The 19,398-nt window shown below is 47.4% G+C and carries 16 protein-coding genes and 1 tRNA gene; 4 read left to right on the top strand and 13 right to left on the bottom strand.

All coding sequences use genetic code 11. The annotated features are described in order from the left end of the window. Positions 1-23: 23 nt before the first annotated feature. The 9 genes from LEP1GSC061_RS00775 to LEP1GSC061_RS00735 form a co-directional block, all read right to left on the bottom strand. Complete coding sequence (locus LEP1GSC061_RS00775) at positions 24-2,027, bottom strand: right-handed parallel beta-helix repeat-containing protein (RefSeq protein WP_016543477.1); 2,004 nt, start codon at positions 2,025-2,027, stop codon at positions 24-26. A gap of 168 nt (positions 2,028-2,195) precedes the next feature. Beyond that, positions 2,196-3,665, bottom strand: a complete 1,470-nt coding sequence (gene nhaC / locus LEP1GSC061_RS00770) for a Na+/H+ antiporter NhaC (protein ID WP_016543690.1) — start codon at positions 3,663-3,665, stop codon at positions 2,196-2,198. After that, positions 3,662-4,561 carry an RluA family pseudouridine synthase gene (locus LEP1GSC061_RS00765; RefSeq protein WP_040507851.1) on the bottom strand — a complete coding sequence of 300 codons (900 nt, stop codon included), beginning with the start codon at positions 4,559-4,561 and terminating at the stop codon, positions 3,662-3,664. Before LEP1GSC061_RS00765 ends, nhaC begins: the two co-directional genes overlap by 4 nt. 64 nt (positions 4,562-4,625) lie before the next feature. Beyond that, on the bottom strand, positions 4,626-5,840 hold the full coding sequence (locus LEP1GSC061_RS00760; protein ID WP_016544034.1) for a PilZ domain-containing protein: 1,215 nt from the start codon (positions 5,838-5,840) through the stop codon (positions 4,626-4,628). Between the two features lie 232 nt (positions 5,841-6,072). Then, complete coding sequence (locus tag LEP1GSC061_RS00755) at positions 6,073-8,370, bottom strand: alpha-hydroxy-acid oxidizing protein (RefSeq protein WP_332248689.1); 2,298 nt, start codon at positions 8,368-8,370, stop codon at positions 6,073-6,075. Then, complete coding sequence (mnmA, locus tag LEP1GSC061_RS00750) at positions 8,346-9,500, bottom strand: tRNA 2-thiouridine(34) synthase MnmA (RefSeq protein WP_016543359.1); 1,155 nt, start codon at positions 9,498-9,500, stop codon at positions 8,346-8,348. Before mnmA ends, LEP1GSC061_RS00755 begins: the two co-directional genes overlap by 25 nt. Then, positions 9,497-10,513 carry a pepsin/retropepsin-like aspartic protease family protein gene (locus LEP1GSC061_RS00745; RefSeq protein ID WP_016543566.1) on the bottom strand — a complete coding sequence of 339 codons (1,017 nt, stop codon included), beginning with the start codon at positions 10,511-10,513 and terminating at the stop codon, positions 9,497-9,499. The genes mnmA and LEP1GSC061_RS00745 overlap by 4 nt, the downstream gene beginning before the upstream one ends. Positions 10,514-10,651: 138 nt before the next feature. Beyond that, positions 10,652-10,882 (bottom strand): hypothetical protein, encoded by a 231-nt coding sequence (locus tag LEP1GSC061_RS00740; RefSeq protein ID WP_016544052.1) that lies wholly within the window; start codon positions 10,880-10,882, stop codon positions 10,652-10,654. Positions 10,883-10,948: 66 nt separating this feature from the next. Beyond that, positions 10,949-12,013 (bottom strand): sensor domain-containing diguanylate cyclase, encoded by a 1,065-nt coding sequence (locus LEP1GSC061_RS00735; RefSeq protein ID WP_016544070.1) that lies wholly within the window; start codon positions 12,011-12,013, stop codon positions 10,949-10,951. 199 nt (positions 12,014-12,212) lie between these two features. Between LEP1GSC061_RS00735 and LEP1GSC061_RS00730 the strand changes: the two genes are divergently transcribed. Then, positions 12,213-12,285: transfer RNA gene (locus tag LEP1GSC061_RS00730), tRNA-Met, on the top strand. A 123-nt stretch (positions 12,286-12,408) separates the two neighbouring features. On the opposite strand, the gene proC is transcribed toward LEP1GSC061_RS00730, so the two are convergent. Genes proC through LEP1GSC061_RS00715 form a run of 3 tightly spaced genes read right to left on the bottom strand, consistent with a single transcriptional unit; the run spans position 12,409 to position 14,577 of the window. Continuing rightward, on the bottom strand, positions 12,409-13,191 hold the full coding sequence (proC, locus tag LEP1GSC061_RS00725; RefSeq protein WP_016544086.1) for a pyrroline-5-carboxylate reductase: 783 nt from the start codon (positions 13,189-13,191) through the stop codon (positions 12,409-12,411). Further along, positions 13,188-13,853 (bottom strand): YggS family pyridoxal phosphate-dependent enzyme, encoded by a 666-nt coding sequence (locus LEP1GSC061_RS00720; RefSeq protein WP_040507511.1) that lies wholly within the window; start codon positions 13,851-13,853, stop codon positions 13,188-13,190. Before LEP1GSC061_RS00720 ends, proC begins: the two co-directional genes overlap by 4 nt. Positions 13,854-13,878: 25 nt before the next feature. Next, on the bottom strand, positions 13,879-14,577 hold the full coding sequence (locus LEP1GSC061_RS00715; protein WP_016543877.1) for a hypothetical protein: 699 nt from the start codon (positions 14,575-14,577) through the stop codon (positions 13,879-13,881). 115 nt (positions 14,578-14,692) lie between these two features. Here LEP1GSC061_RS00715 and LEP1GSC061_RS00710 point away from each other — a divergent pair, with 115 nt between their 5' ends. Next, a complete protein-coding gene (locus LEP1GSC061_RS00710; RefSeq protein WP_135701571.1) occupies positions 14,693-15,418 on the top strand; it encodes a flagellar filament outer layer protein FlaA in 726 nt (241 codons plus the stop codon). Here LEP1GSC061_RS00710 and LEP1GSC061_RS00705 read toward each other — a convergent pair. Further along, positions 15,390-16,007, bottom strand: a complete 618-nt coding sequence (locus LEP1GSC061_RS00705; RefSeq protein WP_016543731.1) for an HAD family hydrolase — start codon at positions 16,005-16,007, stop codon at positions 15,390-15,392. The genes LEP1GSC061_RS00710 and LEP1GSC061_RS00705 overlap by 29 nt on opposite strands. 6 nt (positions 16,008-16,013) lie before the next feature. Between LEP1GSC061_RS00705 and LEP1GSC061_RS00700 the strand changes: the two genes are divergently transcribed. Together LEP1GSC061_RS00700 and nadE are read left to right on the top strand one after the other, a co-directional pair. Further along, entirely contained in the window at positions 16,014-17,246 is a 1,233-nt protein-coding gene (locus tag LEP1GSC061_RS00700; RefSeq protein WP_016543580.1) for a 3-deoxy-D-manno-octulosonic acid transferase, read from the top strand. Positions 17,247-17,498: 252 nt separating this feature from the next. Further along, positions 17,499-19,397: an NAD(+) synthase gene (gene nadE, locus LEP1GSC061_RS00695; protein ID WP_016543465.1), complete on the top strand. Its 1,899-nt coding sequence runs from the start codon at positions 17,499-17,501 to the stop codon at positions 19,395-19,397. Position 19,398: the final 1 nt, after the last annotated feature.

Below are 19,398 nucleotides of genomic sequence, written 5' to 3'. Positions count from 1 at the left end.
CTAATGTTCTATTCTGAGCCGGATCAACCGGCTCCCACGTTTCCTACGATCGTAAGTCCCAAATAAAGGATAAATGCGATCGAGACTCCAAAACCCGCAAAGACTACGGTAAAGCGTAGATATTTCGGATAGGAGGATTTACCGGAAAGCAGATACGCTCCTCCCCCCAGATAAGGGACGAGAGCCACAAACGCCAACCAAAGGTATTTTCCAAGGCTAGCCTGCGATTTGGATGCCAGGTCGTAAATACTCAAGCTCACAAGGCAGACGTAAAGTAGCATAGGAAGCAAATATCCCAACCAGCGGAAGAGAACGATTTGGATATCCAACGGTTTAGGAACCGAGAATCCTCCGAGAACGTCCCCGAATTTCGGTTTTCTCTCCGCGAGAATCTTCTCCGCTTCCTTAGGCAAAGCGACCTTATTCAAGTCCAAACCGAAATCCTCGAAAGGATGAAGCGCAGGTTTAATCGGGGCCCCGACTCCGCCGGGCATGTTTTCCTGTGCAAGAGGAATGGGTTGGCTCTTCCAATCACCCGAAGGATAATTTCCGTGGGTCGCATCCACCATCAAAGAGAGAGCGTTCAAAGCGGTAAATATCTCTCCCCCCATCGGCAAACGGAGTCCGGAACCGCATGAATTCGTTTTTTCTAATAAAGGAGGAACCGAAGTCTGGAATTTGTTTCCGGAGAAACAGTTACCCACAGCGATCGGACCCGCCTGAGTCAGGTCTCCGAAACCGGAAGAATGTACCAAATTCCCTTCGATCACGTTTTGGTGGGAGAACCAGAAATTCTCGTCCAAATTCGGGAAGATCGCGATTCCGTAATTATCATGACCGATCACTACGTTATTCTTGATGATATTTCGGAGTCCCCCTGCGATCAATATTCCGGTTCCGTAAGAAGGATATTCCAGAGGTTTGATCGGAGCGGTTAAATTATTATTATCGTAGATCAGGTTTCCTACGATCGTAGTTTCCCTTTCCGGAGGGAGAAGTTCTCTATCCAAGGAATTCGGCCCCAATCCCACGACATTGTTTCTCCAAATGGAGCTAATGATATATAACTCTCCACCGGCATTGGTTCCGGAATACCCGAGAGCGCTATTTTCCGAAATCAGATCGTAGAGAATGGCCTTACAAGGATAACATTGCCCCACGTATACTCCGGCATCCGGAGAACCGGACGCATAAGAATGTTCTAATACTCCGTTTACTGAGTCAAAGGAGTAGATTCCGTAGTCTCCGTTATTATACGCGGTTAGATAGGAACCGCGGTAACCTTTTACACCCGTCCAAAAGAAACCGTTCAATGTGGAGTTTCTAGCGGTCATATTCTCGACCGCTACCCCGTCCGCCCCGACTACGATGATTCCGTTTCCTCTTTGGAATTGCCCGTCTAAGATGACCTTATTTCTATCCGTTCCTCGGATCACTAGTGAAGGAGTCGTAACCACGACCTCCTCGTAATAGACGCCTTCGTCCACAAGAACCAGGTCTCCGGGAGAAGCTGCATCCACAGCGTTTTGGATGGTAGGATAAACTTGAGGAACCTTGCGAGTGACTCCGGAGAATTTATCGGTGGTTTTCCAGTTCTTCCCGGCTCTGGCGGCAGGGTTATAGGCAGCGTTACCCACGACTATATCGCCCACCATTCCGTTCTTTCCGTCGGGAGAAGCGTGGAAACTACAGTAGTAAGGAAATACTCCTTCCTTAGGATAACTGATCTTGATCTTGGAACCCCTAGGCATTACGATATTTCCGTAGGCTTTTTCGGTGGACCAGGACTTATCTACCGCAATCGCGTTATGCGGATTTGCTCCGGAGTTCACGAACTCGATCGTTCCCCCCACAGGAATTTTTTGCATAGGTGGAGAGAAGGCGTTATCTATCATGACCACATGCGCAAACCCGTCCGGCTCGTTTTCCTTGCTCCCGCAGGAAAAGGCCAGACTCCCGATCATCACTCCCAATGCCAGGAGACCTAGCAAGGAAACGTATCTCTTGAATATTTGGAATCTCGGCATCGGAGTCCTCTTATTTTGAACGTATATATCGAACCGGGAAATCGCTTTCCCAAAATGTGAGCTTTTGCTCACTTTTATCCTATTTTCGCATAGTTCAGAAGAAGCACAAATCTTTTTTTAAAACATATTCTTCTAACGAATGTTATGGAAACCGAAGTAGCTTCCAGCTTAAGAACCGAACCCTTCTTCCGACGGTTTGTCCGAAAGTCCATCCGATCTTCCCGCGATTCCCCAACCCGTAGCACCCGAAATTAAAGAGAAGACGGGAGAAAGTAAATTTAAAAACGCGTAAGGAAGATAAACGGCGGTAGGAACTCCTAGTGCCGCAGCCATAAACGCTCCGCAGGAATTCCAGGGAACCAAAGCCGAGGTCATAGTTCCGGAATCTTCCAGGCTACGGGAGAGATTTCTAGGATCCATACCTCGTCTGTGATAGGCTTCCTTGAACATCTTCCCCGGCACTACGATGGCCAAATATTGGTCTGCACAAAGCAAATTCACGCCGAGACAGGTAAATACCGTGCTTGCGATAAGCGAAGACCGCCCTCCCACCCACTTCAAGATGGAATCTGCGATGCTTTTCGTCATGCCTCCTCCCTCCATAGTACCCGCGTAAAACATGGCGGAGAGAATCAACCATACAGTCGGAAGCATCGAGGACATCCCACCCCTGGAAAGAAGACCGTCGACGATAGGTTCTCCTGTTTTCAATTTCGTTCCTTCCGAAGCGGCGCTGACTAGAATCTTGAATGCGGAGGTAACCGATTCTCTCCATTCCCCCGAAACGGAATAAAGATTGGACTGTGTGAAAAGCGCACAGATTCCACCGGTCACTATGCCGATGAAGATGGAAGGAATCGCGGAAACCCTCATATAGATCATACAGAAAGTGATCAAAGGAGGAAGTAGTAATATCCAGGAGATCGCGAATTCCGAACGTAAAACGGAAATGACGGGAGAAACTGCGGAAGAAGTTCCTTTCCATTCCGTTCCCATTCCTAAAAAACCGAAGGCGATGAGACAGATGCCGAAAGCAGGCAAGGTAGTTCTAGCCATATTACGAATATGCGATAATAGAGAAACTCCGGTGATCGAAGACGCAAGATTCGTGGTCTCCGAAAATGGAGAAAGTTTATCTCCGAAGTAAGCTCCGGATACGATGGCTCCCGCCACCATCCCCAAAGGAAGTCCGAGTCCCGCGCCCACTCCTACTAGGGCAACTCCCATGGTTCCCACAGTGGACCAGGAACTACCCGTAGCTAAAGAAACCACTGAAGAAAGAATAATCGCCGAAGGAAGAAAAATCTCAGGCTTCAATAATTCCAGCCCCCAAACGATCAAAGCGGGAACGATCCCGGAACGGATCCAAACTCCGATCAATGCTCCGATCAAGAGTAGAATCACGATCGGTTGCAGCACGTTCCTCATGGAATCCAAAACGGTTTCTTCGATTCGTATCCACGCGATTCCTCTAAGTCTGGAAATCCCCGCAGAGATCGCACCCGCGGTAAATAGAAGAATTTGAGCGGGACCTTCAGCGATGCCTCCTCCGAATAGTAGTCCGGCACTCGTCAAAGAAACGATCAAAAAGAAAAGAGGAACTAAGGAAAGCCAGAGGCCCGGTTCTGTACGACTCATACAGGGAAATCCTCCGAAAGAGGACTTCGGATCCGGATTCTTTTTCCCCGGAAAGGATGCAGAAAAGAAATAGAACTGGAATGCAATGCCTGTCTAGACATTCCTAATAGGGAATCCAGGTCCGGCTCCTTTCCTTCTATAAAATCCAAGAACACTTTTTCGTCGGACCCGTACATCTTGTCCCCTAACAAAGGAAATCCTAAAGAATAGAGAGTGGCTCGTATTTGGTGCAATCTCCCTGTTTGCGGACGGCATAACACTTTAGAGTAAGATCGTCCCTTTATACTACCGACTCCGATTTTACGAAATCGAGTATTGCAAGACTCCGACTCCGTTTCTTCTCCCGGTTCCGGGCCTTTTTGCGAATCGAAAAGGAACCTTCTCTTTTTTCGGATTGCGGAATGAGGATCCGATGTGAGTATCCCGCGGGCGGAAAGTCTCTTCGGAAACTCTCCCCAGACAAAGGCTATATAAGACTTATGCACCGTGCGCTTGGCGAATTGTTCCGACAAAAGGGAGGCGGCCTCCTTATCCTTTCCGAAGATCACAAGCCCGGAAGTTTCCCGGTCCAATCGATGTATGAGATAGGGTCTGGCAAAGCGAGGATCCGACTCGATCAGATCGACTAAATTATTTTTTCTATATCTTCCCGCCGCGTGAACCGGCAGGTCTCCCGGTTTTTCCACTGCGAAGTATCTTTCGTCTTCGTATAGAATCCGAAAATCGGTCCGCACGGGAGGCTCTGCGATTTCTTCGGGCAAATAGACGATCTCCTCCCCTTCTCTCAGAATATGAGAAGGCTTAGGCTTTTTTCCTTGAACTAGAATTTTACCTTCTTCTAATATTCTTCTCCAATGCGAACGGGATTGATAGGTGAAACGACCCGCAAGAAAAATATCGATCCGAAGCCCGGCTTCTTCCCTCGAAATTTTGGTCCTAAGATCGGAGAATTCCTTGGTCTTATCCAGTCTCTTCTTCTCCTCCGACGTCTTCCCCGAAACCCATATCCGGAATTTCCTCTTGGATCGCCTCTTGCGGCTCAGAATGAGCGATCGGCTCGGAAGATTCGATACTGGTTTCCGGAGCCTGTGCCCCTTCTCCCGGACCGAGTCTCGCATCCATGAATTGGGTCAGAATCTGTTCTTCCCTTTCGTTCAGGTTGAAGAATTGACAACCGATCCGAAACATCTTATCGGTATTCGTAATATTCCGTATCGCAGCTCGGAAGGTCCCCTTTAACTCTCCGTTCAATTGTAAGTCGAATAGTAGAACCTCTCCCACGGCAAAACTTCGTGAGAAGAATATGGACTGAGGATGGAAAAAACCGAGACCGTTTCTACTGATATCTTCCGCCTGGCATTTTTCCTTGGATTCCTGGAAGAATCCGGAAGCGATCACATCCCTGGAAATCGCCGCGGCAAACAAAGTGATCTTATTATAATCTTCCGTATCCAAAGACCGATCCGAAAGTACCTGCACATACCCGAGAGGGGTATAATTCTTGTATCGAATGAGGACGGAAATTTCGGAAATGAAACGCGACTCCACTTTGTTCAAGGAAATAAGTTTCAGATATTCCTCTACAGGAACGAAATCGGAACCGGATCCTCCCGAACTCCTATCCAATCGGTTCGTGATAAAAATGGACTGCTCGAAATTGTACATGATCCGAAGACGGTTATCCATTCTGTCGGAAAAATACACCAGGGAATCCGGATAGGTTTCTTTCATTTTTTTTGCATGCTTCTGGAGAATGGTCTCCACCCCCTTGTCTACGAAGCCGAGGGATCTGCGAAGATGCAATTGATTGATGATATTAGTGAGAATGATGGGCTCGGAATTCTGCCCGTCCAGATCCACGCGCCCTTGGGACCTCTGCGCCTCGGAGACCTTGACCGCCTGGACCCTCAGCAATTCCATTCCGTTACTCGGATTTCTCTGGGTAACGGTAAATACGCCGTGAAAGAAATGATTATTGTGGGTGAGAAATAGAATCCTGGTTTTTTCTCCTTCCGATTTTCCGGGAACGGAGACTAGAAGATAGAGACCGTCTTTGATTCCTACGACTTTTATAGGATAGGATCTGCCTTTGATCTCCACCGAAACGGGTAGTCTGGCAAATAAAGTCTGGAGGATTTTTGAAAGAGCGTCTGTTTCCTTAACGGTCTTATCCAAGCGTCCCTCCTCCGAATGATAGGCCGTTTCGGCGCTGTCCGAGTTTAACGCATCCCTACTTTAGGGAAAGGAAAAACCTGATTTCCGGCGGTTTTCCTTCCGAATCGGAAAAAAACCCGAGTTTTTAGCCGAATCGTCGCATTTGGTCTGTTTGCATTAGGTTCTACTAATGCGTTAGGGGGATTTTAGAAACGACCGATTTTCTTCGAGCTCATTGATAAAAGATGGATTTTTAGGCGGATGGAAGAGGACCCGAATCCTCTTTTTTTCTAAAAATAAATTCTTTCCTAATTTCCGACACGTTCGACACACCGACGGTGTTCATCGTCTGCAATAGACCTTCCGTGTATTGTCCGATTAGATAACGCACACCGGCCACACCTCCCCCTACGGCGGAAATCGCCATGGGTCTGCCGATTAAGACCGTATTCGCGCCTAAAGCGTGCATCTTGAACACGTCGGCTCCGCTTCTGACTCCGCCGTCTACCGCTATTGGAAAATGAGAACCTAAAGCCTCCCGGATTCCAGGCAAAACTCTCGCAGTTCCGGGCATATCGTCTAACACCCTTCCCCCATGATTGGAAACTACGATCGCATCGGCCCCCGCCTCCCTTGCAAGGAGGGCATCTTCCGGACTCATAATCCCTTTTAAAATGAAAGGCAGTTTTGTATAAGAACGAATCTTAGAGAGTGCATCCACTCCGCGAGTGACAGAAGGGATTTTTTTCTGAACCAAGGTTTTGAAATTCACAGCGTCTATATCCATCCCGAGTGCGAAAATTCCTTGCGCCTCGGCTTCCTGGAATCTTTCCCGGATGAGCCCCTCGTCTTCTCTAGGTTTGCAGATGAGAATTCCTTCTCCTCCGAATTTCTTCAAAGCTTCCAGCATGATAAGATACTTATCGGGACTCGCTCCGTCGCCTAACCATGCCAATGTGCCCGAAGCCAGACATCCTTCCAGCAGAACCGCAGCCAAAGTGTATTCGTCCATGGCTCCGCCTATATTCGTGATCGCACCCGTCATAGGAGCGCTCATGAAAGAAGTCGAGATTTCTTTGCCTAAAAATTTAGTCTTGGTTTCCGCTCTTACGTTTTCGCGGATGTATCTGGGAAGAATGGAATATTCCTCCAATGCTTTGGAATTGTCCTGGAAGGTGAGCATTCTTCCCACGCCGCCCATACCCGGAACTCCGGAAGCGCAATCCGTACCGTCGCAAACCTTACACACCCAGCAGATCTCTTTTCCGAATCGGGTCCTTGCGTTCGCGGCGATTTCTTTTTCGGAGATGGAATATAATTCGTCGGAAGTGAAACGGATCGTTTTCAACACGTCCGCAAAGATTCCTTCGGCTTGGGAGAGATTGTCCGCGGATATGATGACATGCCCGGTTTTTTCTATATTATTCGTGGGCTCTGGGATAATATCCCCGACTTTATGAAGAAGATAGATATCCGTGACTCCTTCTATCTTCTTTGCGTCTTCCAATCCGTCTATGGATAAGAGTTTTCCCTTGGGAGCGAGAAGAGATCTTTCGATCGACACTCGATGAAACAGAGGTTCCAGATTGTCCGGCTCCTCTCCTAACGCGATCAGGATCGCGGCACGATTCAGATTGATTCCGCTGGATAAGGGAAAAGTAAATGCGGACATGAAACCGCCGGAAAGACGTGCGGCGATTTCCCCCACCTTGACACCGGTGGGCGTCACTTTGATGTCTCCTTTTCCCGCGCCTATGCGTATCCCCAAGGCCTGCATTCCTCGGAACATCACGTCTTCGATCTCTTTCTGAATTTCGGGAGAAAGAGCGGAAGGCATATTATGGCCCATCTCTATGAAATAAGGTTCTCTTTCTATGATTCGGTCCGCGAGTCCGGTGATCATGAATTTCCCGTCCCAGGCCAAGGCGTCCACGGAGACCTCGGGACCGGGCATGTATTCTTCTAGAATCATCTCACCTGTGGGAGAATATTTCTTTGCGTGTTTAAAGGCGGCTTGCAATTCCTCACGGTTGTTTACCTTGACCACTCCCCTAGCACCCATATTGTCCGCGGGCTTCATGACCAGTGGAAATTGTAGGAATTCCAACGCGTCTCTCGTATCCTGAATGCTCCAAACCGGAGCGAAGCCCGGAATCGGGACCCCCGCTTTTTTCAATCTCTCCCGCATCTTGACTTTGTTAGAAGCGGCCTCTGCGTCCACGAATCGAATTCCGGGAAGATCCAAAGCATTGGCCACTGCCGCCACGGTCATACTGGCGTCGGTACCTGCGGTGATCACACCGTCGATTTTTATGGAAGAAGCGAGCTTTTTGGACTCTCTCACCATGCCTTCTATGTCCTTAGTGGACATGATCATCGGAATATCGCAGATTTTTAAACCGGGAGCCTCCGGGTTCATGTCGGCCACGACGGTGCGAAGTTCCATGGTCTTGGCCGTCTGGATGATGGGGACCTGCAATAGGCCTCCCCCGATAATGAGAATGGTTTTGCCGGAGATTTTCTTACTCACGGAAGAACGGCGGCTCCTAATTGAGAAATCTCCGTAAGAGAAGACTCGGATTTTTCATAGGTAACGATACTGCCTTTCCGGATAATGCCACCCGCCAAAAGATATTCCTCTTCCAAAGGATAGAAAACCGCCGATTGTCCGGGCGCGACCCCTTTGACTTCTTCCGAAGGAAATACTTGCGCGGTATTTCCGACTCGTATGACTCTCGCGCGGATCGGACGGGAACGGTAACGAACTTGCACTCTGCATTCGGTCTCTTCGGATTCGGAAACAGGAGCCCATGCTTGTAAGTTCAGATCGTCCACGAAAAAAGATTCCACGAAGGTTTGTCTCTCCTCCCCTAACACGACCGTACCGTCGTCTTGGATAGAGATCACGTAAAGCGGGGTTTTCCAAGCGATCCCCAGACCCTTTCTTTGCCCGATGGTAAAATTCTCTTTTCCCGTATGTCTTCCGATCACTTGGCCGTTCGATAATTTGAAATCTCCCGGAGTGAAAGTTATATTCTTCTTAGCCAGGAATTTTCTATAATCGTTTTCGGGAATAAAGCAGATCTCTTGGGACTCCGCTTTTTCAGCGACCGGCAGTCCCATTCTTCTTGCGATTTCCCTTACTTCCGGCTTGGTCATTCCGCCTAAAGGGAATAATGTGTTCTTCAAATTTTCCTGGGAAAGTCCGTATAAATAATAGGCCTGGTTCTTATTCATATCTTGGGCGTTCGAAACGGAATATCTGCCGTTTACTTCCACGATACGCGCGTAATGTCCGGTAGCTATTTTATCGATTCCTAATGCTTTTGCCTTTTCGAACAAGGCTCCGAATTTCACGAAAGTATTACATTCTACACATGGGTTCGGAGTCTTTCCGTCCCGATAATCGTCCACGAAACGATCTATGACCTTTTCCTGGAATAGCTTCTCCATCTTGATCACATAGAAAGGAATATTCAAGGAGAGACCCACATCCCTCGCATCGCGTATATCCTCGGGAGAACAGCAGGACTTTTTGGTGGTATCGCAGGCGGGGGCTTCGTATTCCCAGGTACGTAGATTGACCCCGATGACCTCGTAGCCTTCTTCCATGAGAAGACCTGCGGTTACCGCACTATCCACCCCTCCGCTCATAGCTACTATGATCTTGCCCTTCTTCACTTGTCCTCTACCGATTCCTTTCCTACTATACCAATAAGACTCCTTTTTGTGTCCAAAAGAATTCGATAGTTTTCCATCCAATTCCGTCCCAGAATACCTACGATACCCTTTCTATAGTCCGCATTCAAAGCATCGGCAGGAATTCCTCCGGGAAACGTCTCCAGTTCCGGAAGGCAGAAACCGATCCCTTCCTGGGAATTCTTCACAAAAACAGGACAAAAGGGTCGGATCCAACGTGTTTTGGCCTTTAAGATTCCCCCACCGAAATTAAAGACCCGAGTATCCTTTCCCTCCTGGTATTCCGGAGGATGATTTCCCTTGACGACCTCCCAATCCAGGACCGTATACTCCGCCCCCGTATCCAAAATCCAAGACTCCATACGATCTCCGGGAGGACGAATGAGAACCACCATAGGCTGTCCCGATTTTAAAACCAGGGGGAATAGATTCTCCTCCAAGTATCCCGGCGGAGTCTGGAAGGAATTTTTGGATTTCCAAATGGAGATTCTCTCCGGCAATTCCAAAGAAACCACGAGTCCTATAAATGCGTTCATCCCTAGGATTCCGTTTACCTTGAGTTCCTTAGGAAAATCATGGGAGAAGAATTCTGTTCCTTCCATCGTCTTGATTCCGTGAATGAACAGATCCGATCTAAGAGTCTTGCGGACGGACTGCACGCTTCCTCCGGGAAAACTGGCGCTAAGAAACTTCTTAGTAGAATCCTCCGGAAAATACTCATCTTCCAAAAAGGAGACAAAGGCACCGGTATCCACTAAAAAACGGAGAGGTTCCTTTTCGGGAGAGAGGGAAAGGTAAAGCACCGGCAATTGGTCCACCGATCTCAAAGGGAGTCGAATCCATAACCCGCCCGCTTCCCTTTCATATTGGATCGGCCCGGAGAATAAGTTCCTAAGATCGAAAGAGGAACAGGAGAGAGAAAGAAAGATTAATAAGAAAAAGAAGAAGCGAAGAATATTATTCTTTTTGTATATTCTAAAAGCACGCTTTTTCATACCGGCTCGATTGCAAGGGATCCCGTATCTTTCCCGGGATTTTTGGATCTAATATTGGGGAAAAGGATCCGACAAAATCGATCCTTTTTCGGAGGAATTCGGCCGGATCCCCGAAATTCTTCGGGAGTCCGGAAATTTTCAGATTAGCTTTTTGATACAGCGAGAATTCGGGCAGCGGGTATAATCGATCACGCAATCCCTGTATTCGATACCTGTTGATGCGTCCTTGGCTTTATATTCGATAAAGCAGGAATAAGGGGAAAAATCGAACTCTTCCCGTCCCAAAGCCCGGTTACGGATCCGTTTACCCAGTTCGGCCTCGTCGATCTGGCTTATATAATAATGGTCCAGCTCAAGATGTTTTTCCATGACTATCCTTTCGGCAGGAACGGAAAAACGGATAAGCTCGATTTCCCCTAAAATGGGTGCGGTTTTTTAATTTCTAACAGGAATTTCGAAGGATACAGTCCGGTTTTTGCCCGAATGTTTTGCCTCATAAAGAGCCTTATCCGCCCTTTCGATCAGATCCTTATTGTTTCTGTCGCTCGCCCAAAATTCCGAGACTCCTATGGATAGGGTCACCTTGAAATCCGGCCCTCCGTTAGGATTAGGAATGGAACTGGACTCCACCGCCTTACGTAGACGTTCCCCCATCTCAAAACCGCGTTTCAAATCCGCTCCGGGCATGACGAGGCAGAATTCCTCTCCACCATAGCGGGCGGCAATATCATGCTTGCCCGCGCATTGGATGAGCTGTCTTGCAACCTCTATCAGAACCTGATCCCCCGCTTGGTGGCCGTGGGTATCGTTGAATTTCTTAAAATTGTCCACATCGGTAAAGAGCAGAGCCAAATTGGTTCTCTTTTTGCGGCAGCGTTCCATCTCTTCCTTGAGTTTCGTTTGGAAATAATGATGCACCTTGAGTCCGGTCATCATATCCACCGTGGCAAGCTCATAGAGTCTGGAATTTTCCACTGCGATTCCTGCGAGAGTGGAAAGAGTGGTCAAGAAGTCCCTGTCCTCCTCCATCCATTCTCCCATGGTGATCTTTTCTCCCAGAAGAAGTAGACCGTTTACTTTTCCCTTTGCGTTAAGAGGAATGATCAAATCTCCCCCGATCCGTCTCAGGAATTCCAGCTCTGGACTAAGACCCATAGCCTCTTCGACCTGGTCGGGAGTCATCGCCTTTAATTTGGTCTCCAGGAATGTGATTAGGGGCGCATCCGTCTTGATTTTGAATCCGGAATCGTCTTCCGCTAGATCGAAACCTTTGAAGCTAGGCTCCAATTCGAAATAATTCGAGTCCGCTTCCGGCGCCAAGAAGATAGCTGCGCTCAAGGTTTGAAGCTGAGCTAAACAAATATTTAAAATAGCATCTATTAGATACTTATAATCTAATGTGGAATTAAGAGCTTTGCTGATCTCGAGCAGCTGTTTCTGATCGTAGATCTTCTTCTCATAATACTCGATCATTAATGGATCATTGTCTTTTCCGATCAAGTTCGAATCTCCCAGTCCTTAGTTGAAAAGATACTCATTTCGCAAAATCCGATCCTAGTTAAACGGACTATCGATCTATTTCCTGAAGTCGATCCGCACGAGGGTTATAGCATCAAAAAGCTTTCCTCGGGGAAATCAAACTCTTTTTAATTTTTCATTTGACTTTAAGCCTGGGCTAAGGAATCATGGTTCTAGACGCCGCGCGGTGGAGCAGCCGGTAGCTCGTTGGGCTCATAACCCAAAGGTCACAGGTTCGAATCCTGTCCGCGCTAGAGTGTCTTTCGTAAATCATTATCCCCAAAAGTAGACAAAGAGACGTATAAAAGCTACGATTTCTTACTTTTTCCTTTTATCTTACTGAAAAAAGAATTTCTACTCGTCTAAGGTAATCCTTTCTACTTATTTCCCAACTCTTTAGATCTTTCCGTCGCACGTTTTACTGCGGATAGTACCGCAAATGCGAACTGATTTTTTTCCAATTCTTCCAAACCGGCGATCGTAGTACCTCCGGGAGAAGTGACTCGATTCTTCAAAAGCTCGGGATGCATGTCCGCATTCTTATCCAATTCTCTTTGCAATAGCGTCGCAGTTCCCAATACGGTTTGGAGTGCAAGTTCCAGCGCTTGCGTATAAGCGATTCCGGAAGCGACTCCACCTTCTGCTAGACTCTGTATAAAGCGAAGTACGTATGCGGGTCCCGAGCCGGAAAGTCCCGTGACTGCATCCAATAAGGATTCGTTTGCAAGCTCCAAGCAATAAGAGATCGGAGAGAAGATTTCTCTTAGACTCTCATACAATTCGGAATCTCCGAAGTATCCAAGGGCCCCTTCTCCCACTAAAATAGGAAGATTGGGCATGATCCGGACCAGTCTGGATCCTGTGGGCGCGGACTTTCTCATGGTGGATGTAGGAATTCCTGCAGCCACGGATAGAAAATCCTTAGGGCCGTCCAAAGATTCCAAGGTTTTCGTGATTTCCCCCGGCTTCACAGCGAGTATAATTAGATCCGCAGCCTTCTGGAATTTCTTCCAATCCGTCTCCAACTCTATTCCTTTGGTTTTCTTGGGATCCAGGTACGGATCGAATCCGATCACAGGAACTTTTCTGGACTTCAAGGATTTATAAATGGCCCCGCCCATGTTTCCGCAGCCTACGATTCCTATGGTCTTGTATTTCATGATCTTTCTCCGAATATTGCGCTTCCGATTCTAAGATAATCGGTCCCTTCTTCCAAGGCTATTCTATAATCCCCGGACATTCCCATGGACAATTTTCCGGAAGGTAGGAACTCCTCTCGGATCTCCGAGAGTTCCCGGAACACTCTTCTGGTTTCTTTCGGCTCTCCGGAACTAGGACCCATTCCCATCAGACCTTCCAGCCGGCAGAATTCTCCCGAATATTGGGAAGACCGACCTAAAATTTCTAGGAGTTCCTTCCCGGAAAATCCGGATTTGGAATCCTCATCGGTTAGATTCGCTTGCAGGAAATAACGCAGATGCCAACGATCCTTTTCCATCCTTGAGATCAGTTCCTCTAAAGTTTTGAGAGAACCCACTCCGTGGGCAAAAGAAAACATTCCCGGGTATTTTCTGATATGTGCCGATTGCACGGGCCCTATATGATGTAGGAAGAAATCTTTTCCCGATTCTCCCAGATCCTTGAATTTCTCCAATCCTTCTTGGACCCGATTCTCCCCGAAATGGCGAATTCCTCCGGCCAGGCCTTCTTTCACCTTGGACTGAGGCTGGAACTTAGAGACCGCGATTAGGATAGGAATCCTAACCGGAGATAAGGATTCGATCTCTTGCATTATGGAATGATAATTTTCTGAGACTCCCACAGTTTTTCGAAACTTCGGAACGAAACTATTCAGTCTGTCTTTTTTTCTTCAATCCGGAGACTTCCTTCTCCAGGATCTCCACTCTCTTGGATAGAGGAAGCTTCTTCTTTTTAGACGGAGCGGCCTTGGTCGATTTCATTCCTAATTTCTTTTCCAATCGAACCACCCTTCTTTCCAAGGAATTCAGACGAGCGTCGGAACTTCTTCTTTTCTTGGACTTATACAGTTTGGATTTCCGAGACGATTTGGTCTTCTTGTATTTAGGAATATCGTCGTATTCTATTTTATCTTCCTTCACTCGAGTCTTGGGCTCGCGAAGCTCCTCTCTTTGTTGGATGGAAGAATCCGATCCGGTAGTAGTCTCTTTAGTTTCGGATTTCTCGGAATTACGGACGGATTTGGATTCCTTCTTTTCTTGGCCGAGTCCAGGCATCTCATAGTCGGTCTTTGGCAAAGGTTGAGAAGAAGGTTCCGAAGGAAGTTCCTTATTCTTAGGCTCCGAATCGAAATTTTGATTGGAGGGGAATTCTCCTCCACCGTTGGGGACCTTGTCCATGGACACGATCTCCCTTTCTTTGGAAGAGCTTTCTTCCACCTGGCTACCTTGTCTTTGCTTGATCCAACCGGAAATCTGGTCTCCTTTTAAGAAGATATAGATCCCTAAGATTCCCAAGAGAAGAATCAGAAGTCCGCCAAGTAGGATTTTGAGAATATCCCGGTTCATAAAATACCTTTATAAATATCGGCTTTCCCGACCCCCAAATTGGGCAAAAAACCCCCTTCCCCTCAGGGAAACGACGAAAACTACCGAAAGAACTAGGGTGGGTTTCCGACTTTCTATCCGAGTCTGTCTATTTCTAACCTTACTTTTTCCCCAAAAAGGCTGGGCTCCCCCCGTCACAAGAGACCAAGACGAAGCCTCCAGAGTCCAGCAATTGGAAAAAGTACTCGGTGATTGGAAGCATTACAATCTTTTTCTCGTGGACTCCTTCGAAGGAGAAAGACCCTGGGAGGTTTACCGGGGAGTCTCCTTCTTAAATCGCATAGATTATATTTCGCAAGTACCGAATTCTCCCGCCTTCCTGAAAGAGCGGGAATTGTACAAGGCCTCGCCTTCGGAAGAATATAGATCCATGATGGTCCAAACATTCTTCGAGAATCCGAAGCACGAGCATTTGGAGATCCGACCCAAAGAGCCCATCCGATTGCCGATAGGGATTCCGATCCGAGTCTTTTTTTGGGCCTATTCTTCCAATCATAACGTGGTATTAGAAATCGTATTCAAACAAAGAAGATCCAAAGAGATCGTACTTGAATTGGGCGATTTGAAATTCGACGGTTGGAAAAGGATAGAAGCTAAATTATCCGTTCCTGCCAAAAATATCCGTCTAAATCAGTCTTTACGTTTTCCTTTGGAAGTGCAGTCCATCCGGATCAAACCCAATCCTTTCCAGCCTAAGGGAGAATTCTTCTTTTACATGGATCGCTTCGGAATCCTGATAGATAGCAGAGAAGAAGCCTATCCGGGAGCGGAGATCAAAGACAATTGGGGTACTGCTCTGTGAGAAACTCCCTCAGTTCTTCGGGATTCTTAGGATTGAACCGGAAACTGTTCCAATTCATATAACCCGCGACTTCCACATTAGTGGCGTTATCATCTATAAAAACGTATTCCCTCTCCGGATAATCCGTCTCTATCCATTGGTAATATTCCTGGGCCGGTTTTCGGACTCCCATCTCACAGGAAAAATACATCGAGTTTAAAGAATGTAGGAGCTCCCCCACTTCCGGAGATTTCAGGACTTCCTTGTACCATACGGAGTAATTGCTGGCAAGTACGACGGAGAAACCCTTTTCCTTCAGTTTTTTTACGATTTCAAAGGTTTCGGGAATGGGCTCTATCCGGGAGAACATCTGCGCCTTCAGATCCTGAGGGCTCGGAAGACCTTGGTCCTTATGCGAGTCCAGATAGAATCTGCGAAAAAATTCCTCTTCTTCGATTCTTCCCATTTCGAAATCCAAGAAGGCTTGCCTTTCTCGGCCGTTCTTAAATGCTTCCCACTGATCTCTGGGAATCAGTTTGCCCAAGGCCAAATGGAACGGATCTTTGATCAAGGTGTCCATTAAATCGAAGACGAAGAGCGGAGATCTCATACCACTATGTTGATTATCTATCGAATTTTGACGATCCTTCTTTGGCCTTGGATTGGGGTTTTGTACCTTCTTCTCCCCTCCTTTCGGAATTTTCTTAGAACAAGAATCGAAGACAAGAAAAGGATCCGAAACTACGCCTTTACTGCGGAAGGAAGAAAAGCGGTTTGGTTGCACGCGGCTTCCGTAGGAGAGCTAGACCAATGCAAGGCCTTAGCACAGGTCTATAGAAAAAGAGAACCGGATACATTCTTACTCCAAAGCGCATTCTCGGATTCCGTCCGAGACTCCAGCTTGGAAGCCTTTCCTGCGGATCTTAAATTCAGACTTCCTCTGGATTTTCCGGGCGCTTACGATTGGATCTTGGATAAATTCAGACCTAAAGTTTTGATTCTCATGGCCTGGGATAGGTGGCCGAATCTACTCCTCGCCGCAAAGAAAAGAAATATCCAAACCGTACTTGCCTCCGCAGTAATCACGGAGCCTAAGGGATTTTTAAAGAAGAGATTTTATAGGGCCGTCTTTTCCCTATTCGATAAGATACTCACTTCTCATTCATCAGGAGAGGAAAAGTTCCGGAAATTATTAGGATCCGATTCTTTTATCAAGACCTTAGGTGATTCCCGATTCGATTCCGTGATCCAAAAAATAGAATCGGGAGGAAGAGAATTCCTAAGACCGGAAGAATATCCCTTCAAAAGAATCTTCCTACTCGCTTCCACATACAAACCTTGTGAGGATCTTTTGCTTCCTTTACTGAAGGATCCTAGATTGCAAGACACAGGATTCTGGATCTTCCCGCATAAGACGGATCCTCAAAGAATTCGTCTCTTAAGTTCCGCTATTTTAGGATATACTTCCGACTTCTCTCTATATTCTTCTTCACCTTTCTCTAAGAATCGGTCCAAGGTGATTCTATTCGATGTCCTCGGGATTTTAGCTCACGCCTACCGAGCCGCGGATTTCGCCTATGTGGGAGGAGCTCTTCATAACAGAGTGCATAACGTTTTAGAACCCGCTTACTTCGGACTCCCCTTACTTACCGGTCCGAGGATCCACCACGCGCCGGAGGCGACGGAACTCCAAAAAAGAGGAGGGCTTTTTGTAATCCGAACTTTAGAGGAAGTCCTTGCCGTTTTGGGCATGAGCGAGGATAAAAAGGAAGCAATCCGAAAAATCAATCGGGAATTTTTGGAAACAGGTAGAGGAGCCGCGGAAAGGATCTACTCCGAGTTAGTTTAAACGGAAACTTTTCGCTTCTCGATACAATTCTCGCTTTGCGAGAATCACTCGAGACCCACTTCGCAATTCGTATGATTGCGAGGCAATTCCCGAGTTCACGCAGTACAGGAACGGTTCCCGAGTTCATGCAGTACAGGAACGGTTCCCGAGTGATCGCAGTAGAGGGGCGGTTCCCGAGTGATCGCGTAGCGATTGTATCGAGGGGAAAATTCTTCTTTTCTAACAATTACCTGCGGTTAGATTAGGAACAAAATGTCATCCTATCGCTGCACTGCCGTGAGCCTACATACGACTCCCCTGGACTTCCAAGGAAACCGGGAAAGAATCCTTTCCGCTCTAAAGAATTGTGAGGATTCCTCTCTTATCCTATTTCCCGAACTATGTATCTCCGGTTACGGTTGCGAAGATTCCTTTTATTTTCCCTGGGTTTGGGAGACGGCTTGGAAAAGTCTCCTTGAGATCGCAAAACATAGCTCCGGAAAAACAGTAATCCTAGGCCTTCCCTTTTTTCAGAGTCCCTATCTATTCAACGTGGCCGCAGTTCTGCAAAACGGAAAAATCCTGGGACTCGTTCCTAAGCAGAATCTGGCCCAAACGGGAGTACATTACGAAAATAGATGGTTTGCCAAAGGAGAGGAGGCGAGAAACTACGCAATCACTCCGGACGGATCCGAACTTCCTTTCGGCTCTCTTTTATTCGAAAGTCCGGATTTCAATTTCGGAATCGAAATCTGCGAAGATTCCTGGGTGCAAACCAGACCGGGACAGTTTCTAATCGAGGCGGGTGCGGATCTGATCCTATCCCCGGGCGCCTCCCATTTCGCCTTGGGAAAACAAGAGACACGTAGAAAAATGTTCTCCGAATCGTCCCGCAATTCCTCCTCCGCACTTTTATATGCGAATCTGAACGGAAACGAATCCGGACGTTTGATCTTCGAAGGGGGTTGCCTGGGAGTATTGGACGGGAAAGTCCTAACCGAAGGGAAAAGACTCCATTTTACGGATTCCGAATATACTCATCTGGATCTGGATCCGACTCTTTTACGAAGCAGTCGTTCCCGCCATTTCCGTTCTTCCGGAACCAGGGAATTCCGGTCCGGAGGAAAAGGACTGCAGAGAATCGAACTATCTCCCCTTCTCCGGAAAGAATCGGTGAAAATTTCTAATCCTGCGGAAATCCGAAAAACGGACGATCAGTTTGCCGATTTCACTCGTGCGGTCTCTTTAGGCCTATTCGATTATCTTCGAAAATCCAAGACCAAGGGATACACGCTTTCTCTTTCCGGAGGAGCGGATAGTGCCGCCTGCGCTCTTCTGGTGAAAGCCGCGGTAATCGCCTCGGATTCCGAAAGAGGCGATAAGTATCTGGATTCCTTAGGAATAGATCGCAAAAGCGCGCTATTCACTCTATTCCAAGGAACGGAAAATAACTCGGACCATACCAAGAATTCCGCGGAGGAACTCGCAAAAGAATTAGGTTTTTCTCATGCTTCTATCGGAATCGATAAGGAAGTGGAATCCATGATAGAGAAAATATCCTCCGTGAAAGGTTTCGTTCCGAATTGGAAAGACCATAATCTTGCATTGCAAAACATACAGGCGAGAGTGCGCTCCCCTCTTATTTGGCTTTTGGCGAATCTGAACGGACATTTGCTTCTCTCCACGGGAAACAGAAGCGAGGCGAGCGTCGGATATACCACCATGGACGGAGATTCCTCCGGCTCGGTCGCACCCTTGACAGGAGTAAGTAAGGAATTCCTACTACTCTGGTTAAAGAACGTATACGAAGGAAAGGATCCGATTCTTCCCCGAGTCAAGGCCTTGTCCGGAATCTTGGAATCCAAACCGAGTGCGGAACTAAAACCCCTCTCTGAAAAGCAGGAAGACGAGAAGGATCTAATGCCTTACCCTCTATTACAAAAACTGGAAAGAAACTTCGTGTTCTTAGGGAAAAAGCCGGATGATCTTTTAGAATCCGGAGAATGGCCGGACCGGAACCAAGCCGAAGAAGGTAAGAAAAAATTCGTCCGGCTATTTGCCGCCAGCCAATGGAAAAGAGAAAGGCTCCCTCCCTCTTTTCATCTGGACGAATACGGATTGGATCCCAAATCCAGTTTCCGTTTTCCGATTTTGAGCGAGCTTACTTTTTAAA

Source organism: Leptospira wolffii serovar Khorat str. Khorat-H2 (assembly GCF_000306115.2).
Classification (GTDB): Bacteria; Spirochaetota; Leptospiria; order Leptospirales; family Leptospiraceae; genus Leptospira_B; species Leptospira_B wolffii.
Note: the sequence above shows the minus strand (reverse complement) of the source record. Positions and strands in the feature narration are given on the sequence as shown.

What these genes read in the sequence shown, in the direction of transcription:
- LEP1GSC061_RS00775 (WP_016543477.1), bottom strand. Translation starts at nt 2,027, where the DNA reads ATGCCGAGATTCCAAATATTCAAGAGATACGTTTCCTTGCTAGGTCTC.
- nhaC (WP_016543690.1), bottom strand. Translation starts at nt 3,665, where the DNA reads ATGAGTCGTACAGAACCGGGCCTCTGGCTTTCCTTAGTTCCTCTTTTC.
- LEP1GSC061_RS00745 (WP_016543566.1), bottom strand. Translation starts at nt 10,513, where the DNA reads ATGAAAAAGCGTGCTTTTAGAATATACAAAAAGAATAATATTCTTCGC.
- LEP1GSC061_RS00740 (WP_016544052.1), bottom strand. Translation starts at nt 10,882, where the DNA reads ATGGAAAAACATCTTGAGCTGGACCATTATTATATAAGCCAGATCGAC.
- proC (WP_016544086.1), bottom strand. Translation starts at nt 13,191, where the DNA reads ATGAAATACAAGACCATAGGAATCGTAGGCTGCGGAAACATGGGCGGG.
- LEP1GSC061_RS00715 (WP_016543877.1), bottom strand. Translation starts at nt 14,577, where the DNA reads ATGAACCGGGATATTCTCAAAATCCTACTTGGCGGACTTCTGATTCTT.
- LEP1GSC061_RS00705 (WP_016543731.1), bottom strand. Translation starts at nt 16,007, where the DNA reads ATGAGATCTCCGCTCTTCGTCTTCGATTTAATGGACACCTTGATCAAA.
- LEP1GSC061_RS00700 (WP_016543580.1), top strand. Translation starts at nt 16,014, where the DNA reads ATGTTGATTATCTATCGAATTTTGACGATCCTTCTTTGGCCTTGGATT.
- nadE (WP_016543465.1), top strand. Translation starts at nt 17,499, where the DNA reads ATGTCATCCTATCGCTGCACTGCCGTGAGCCTACATACGACTCCCCTG.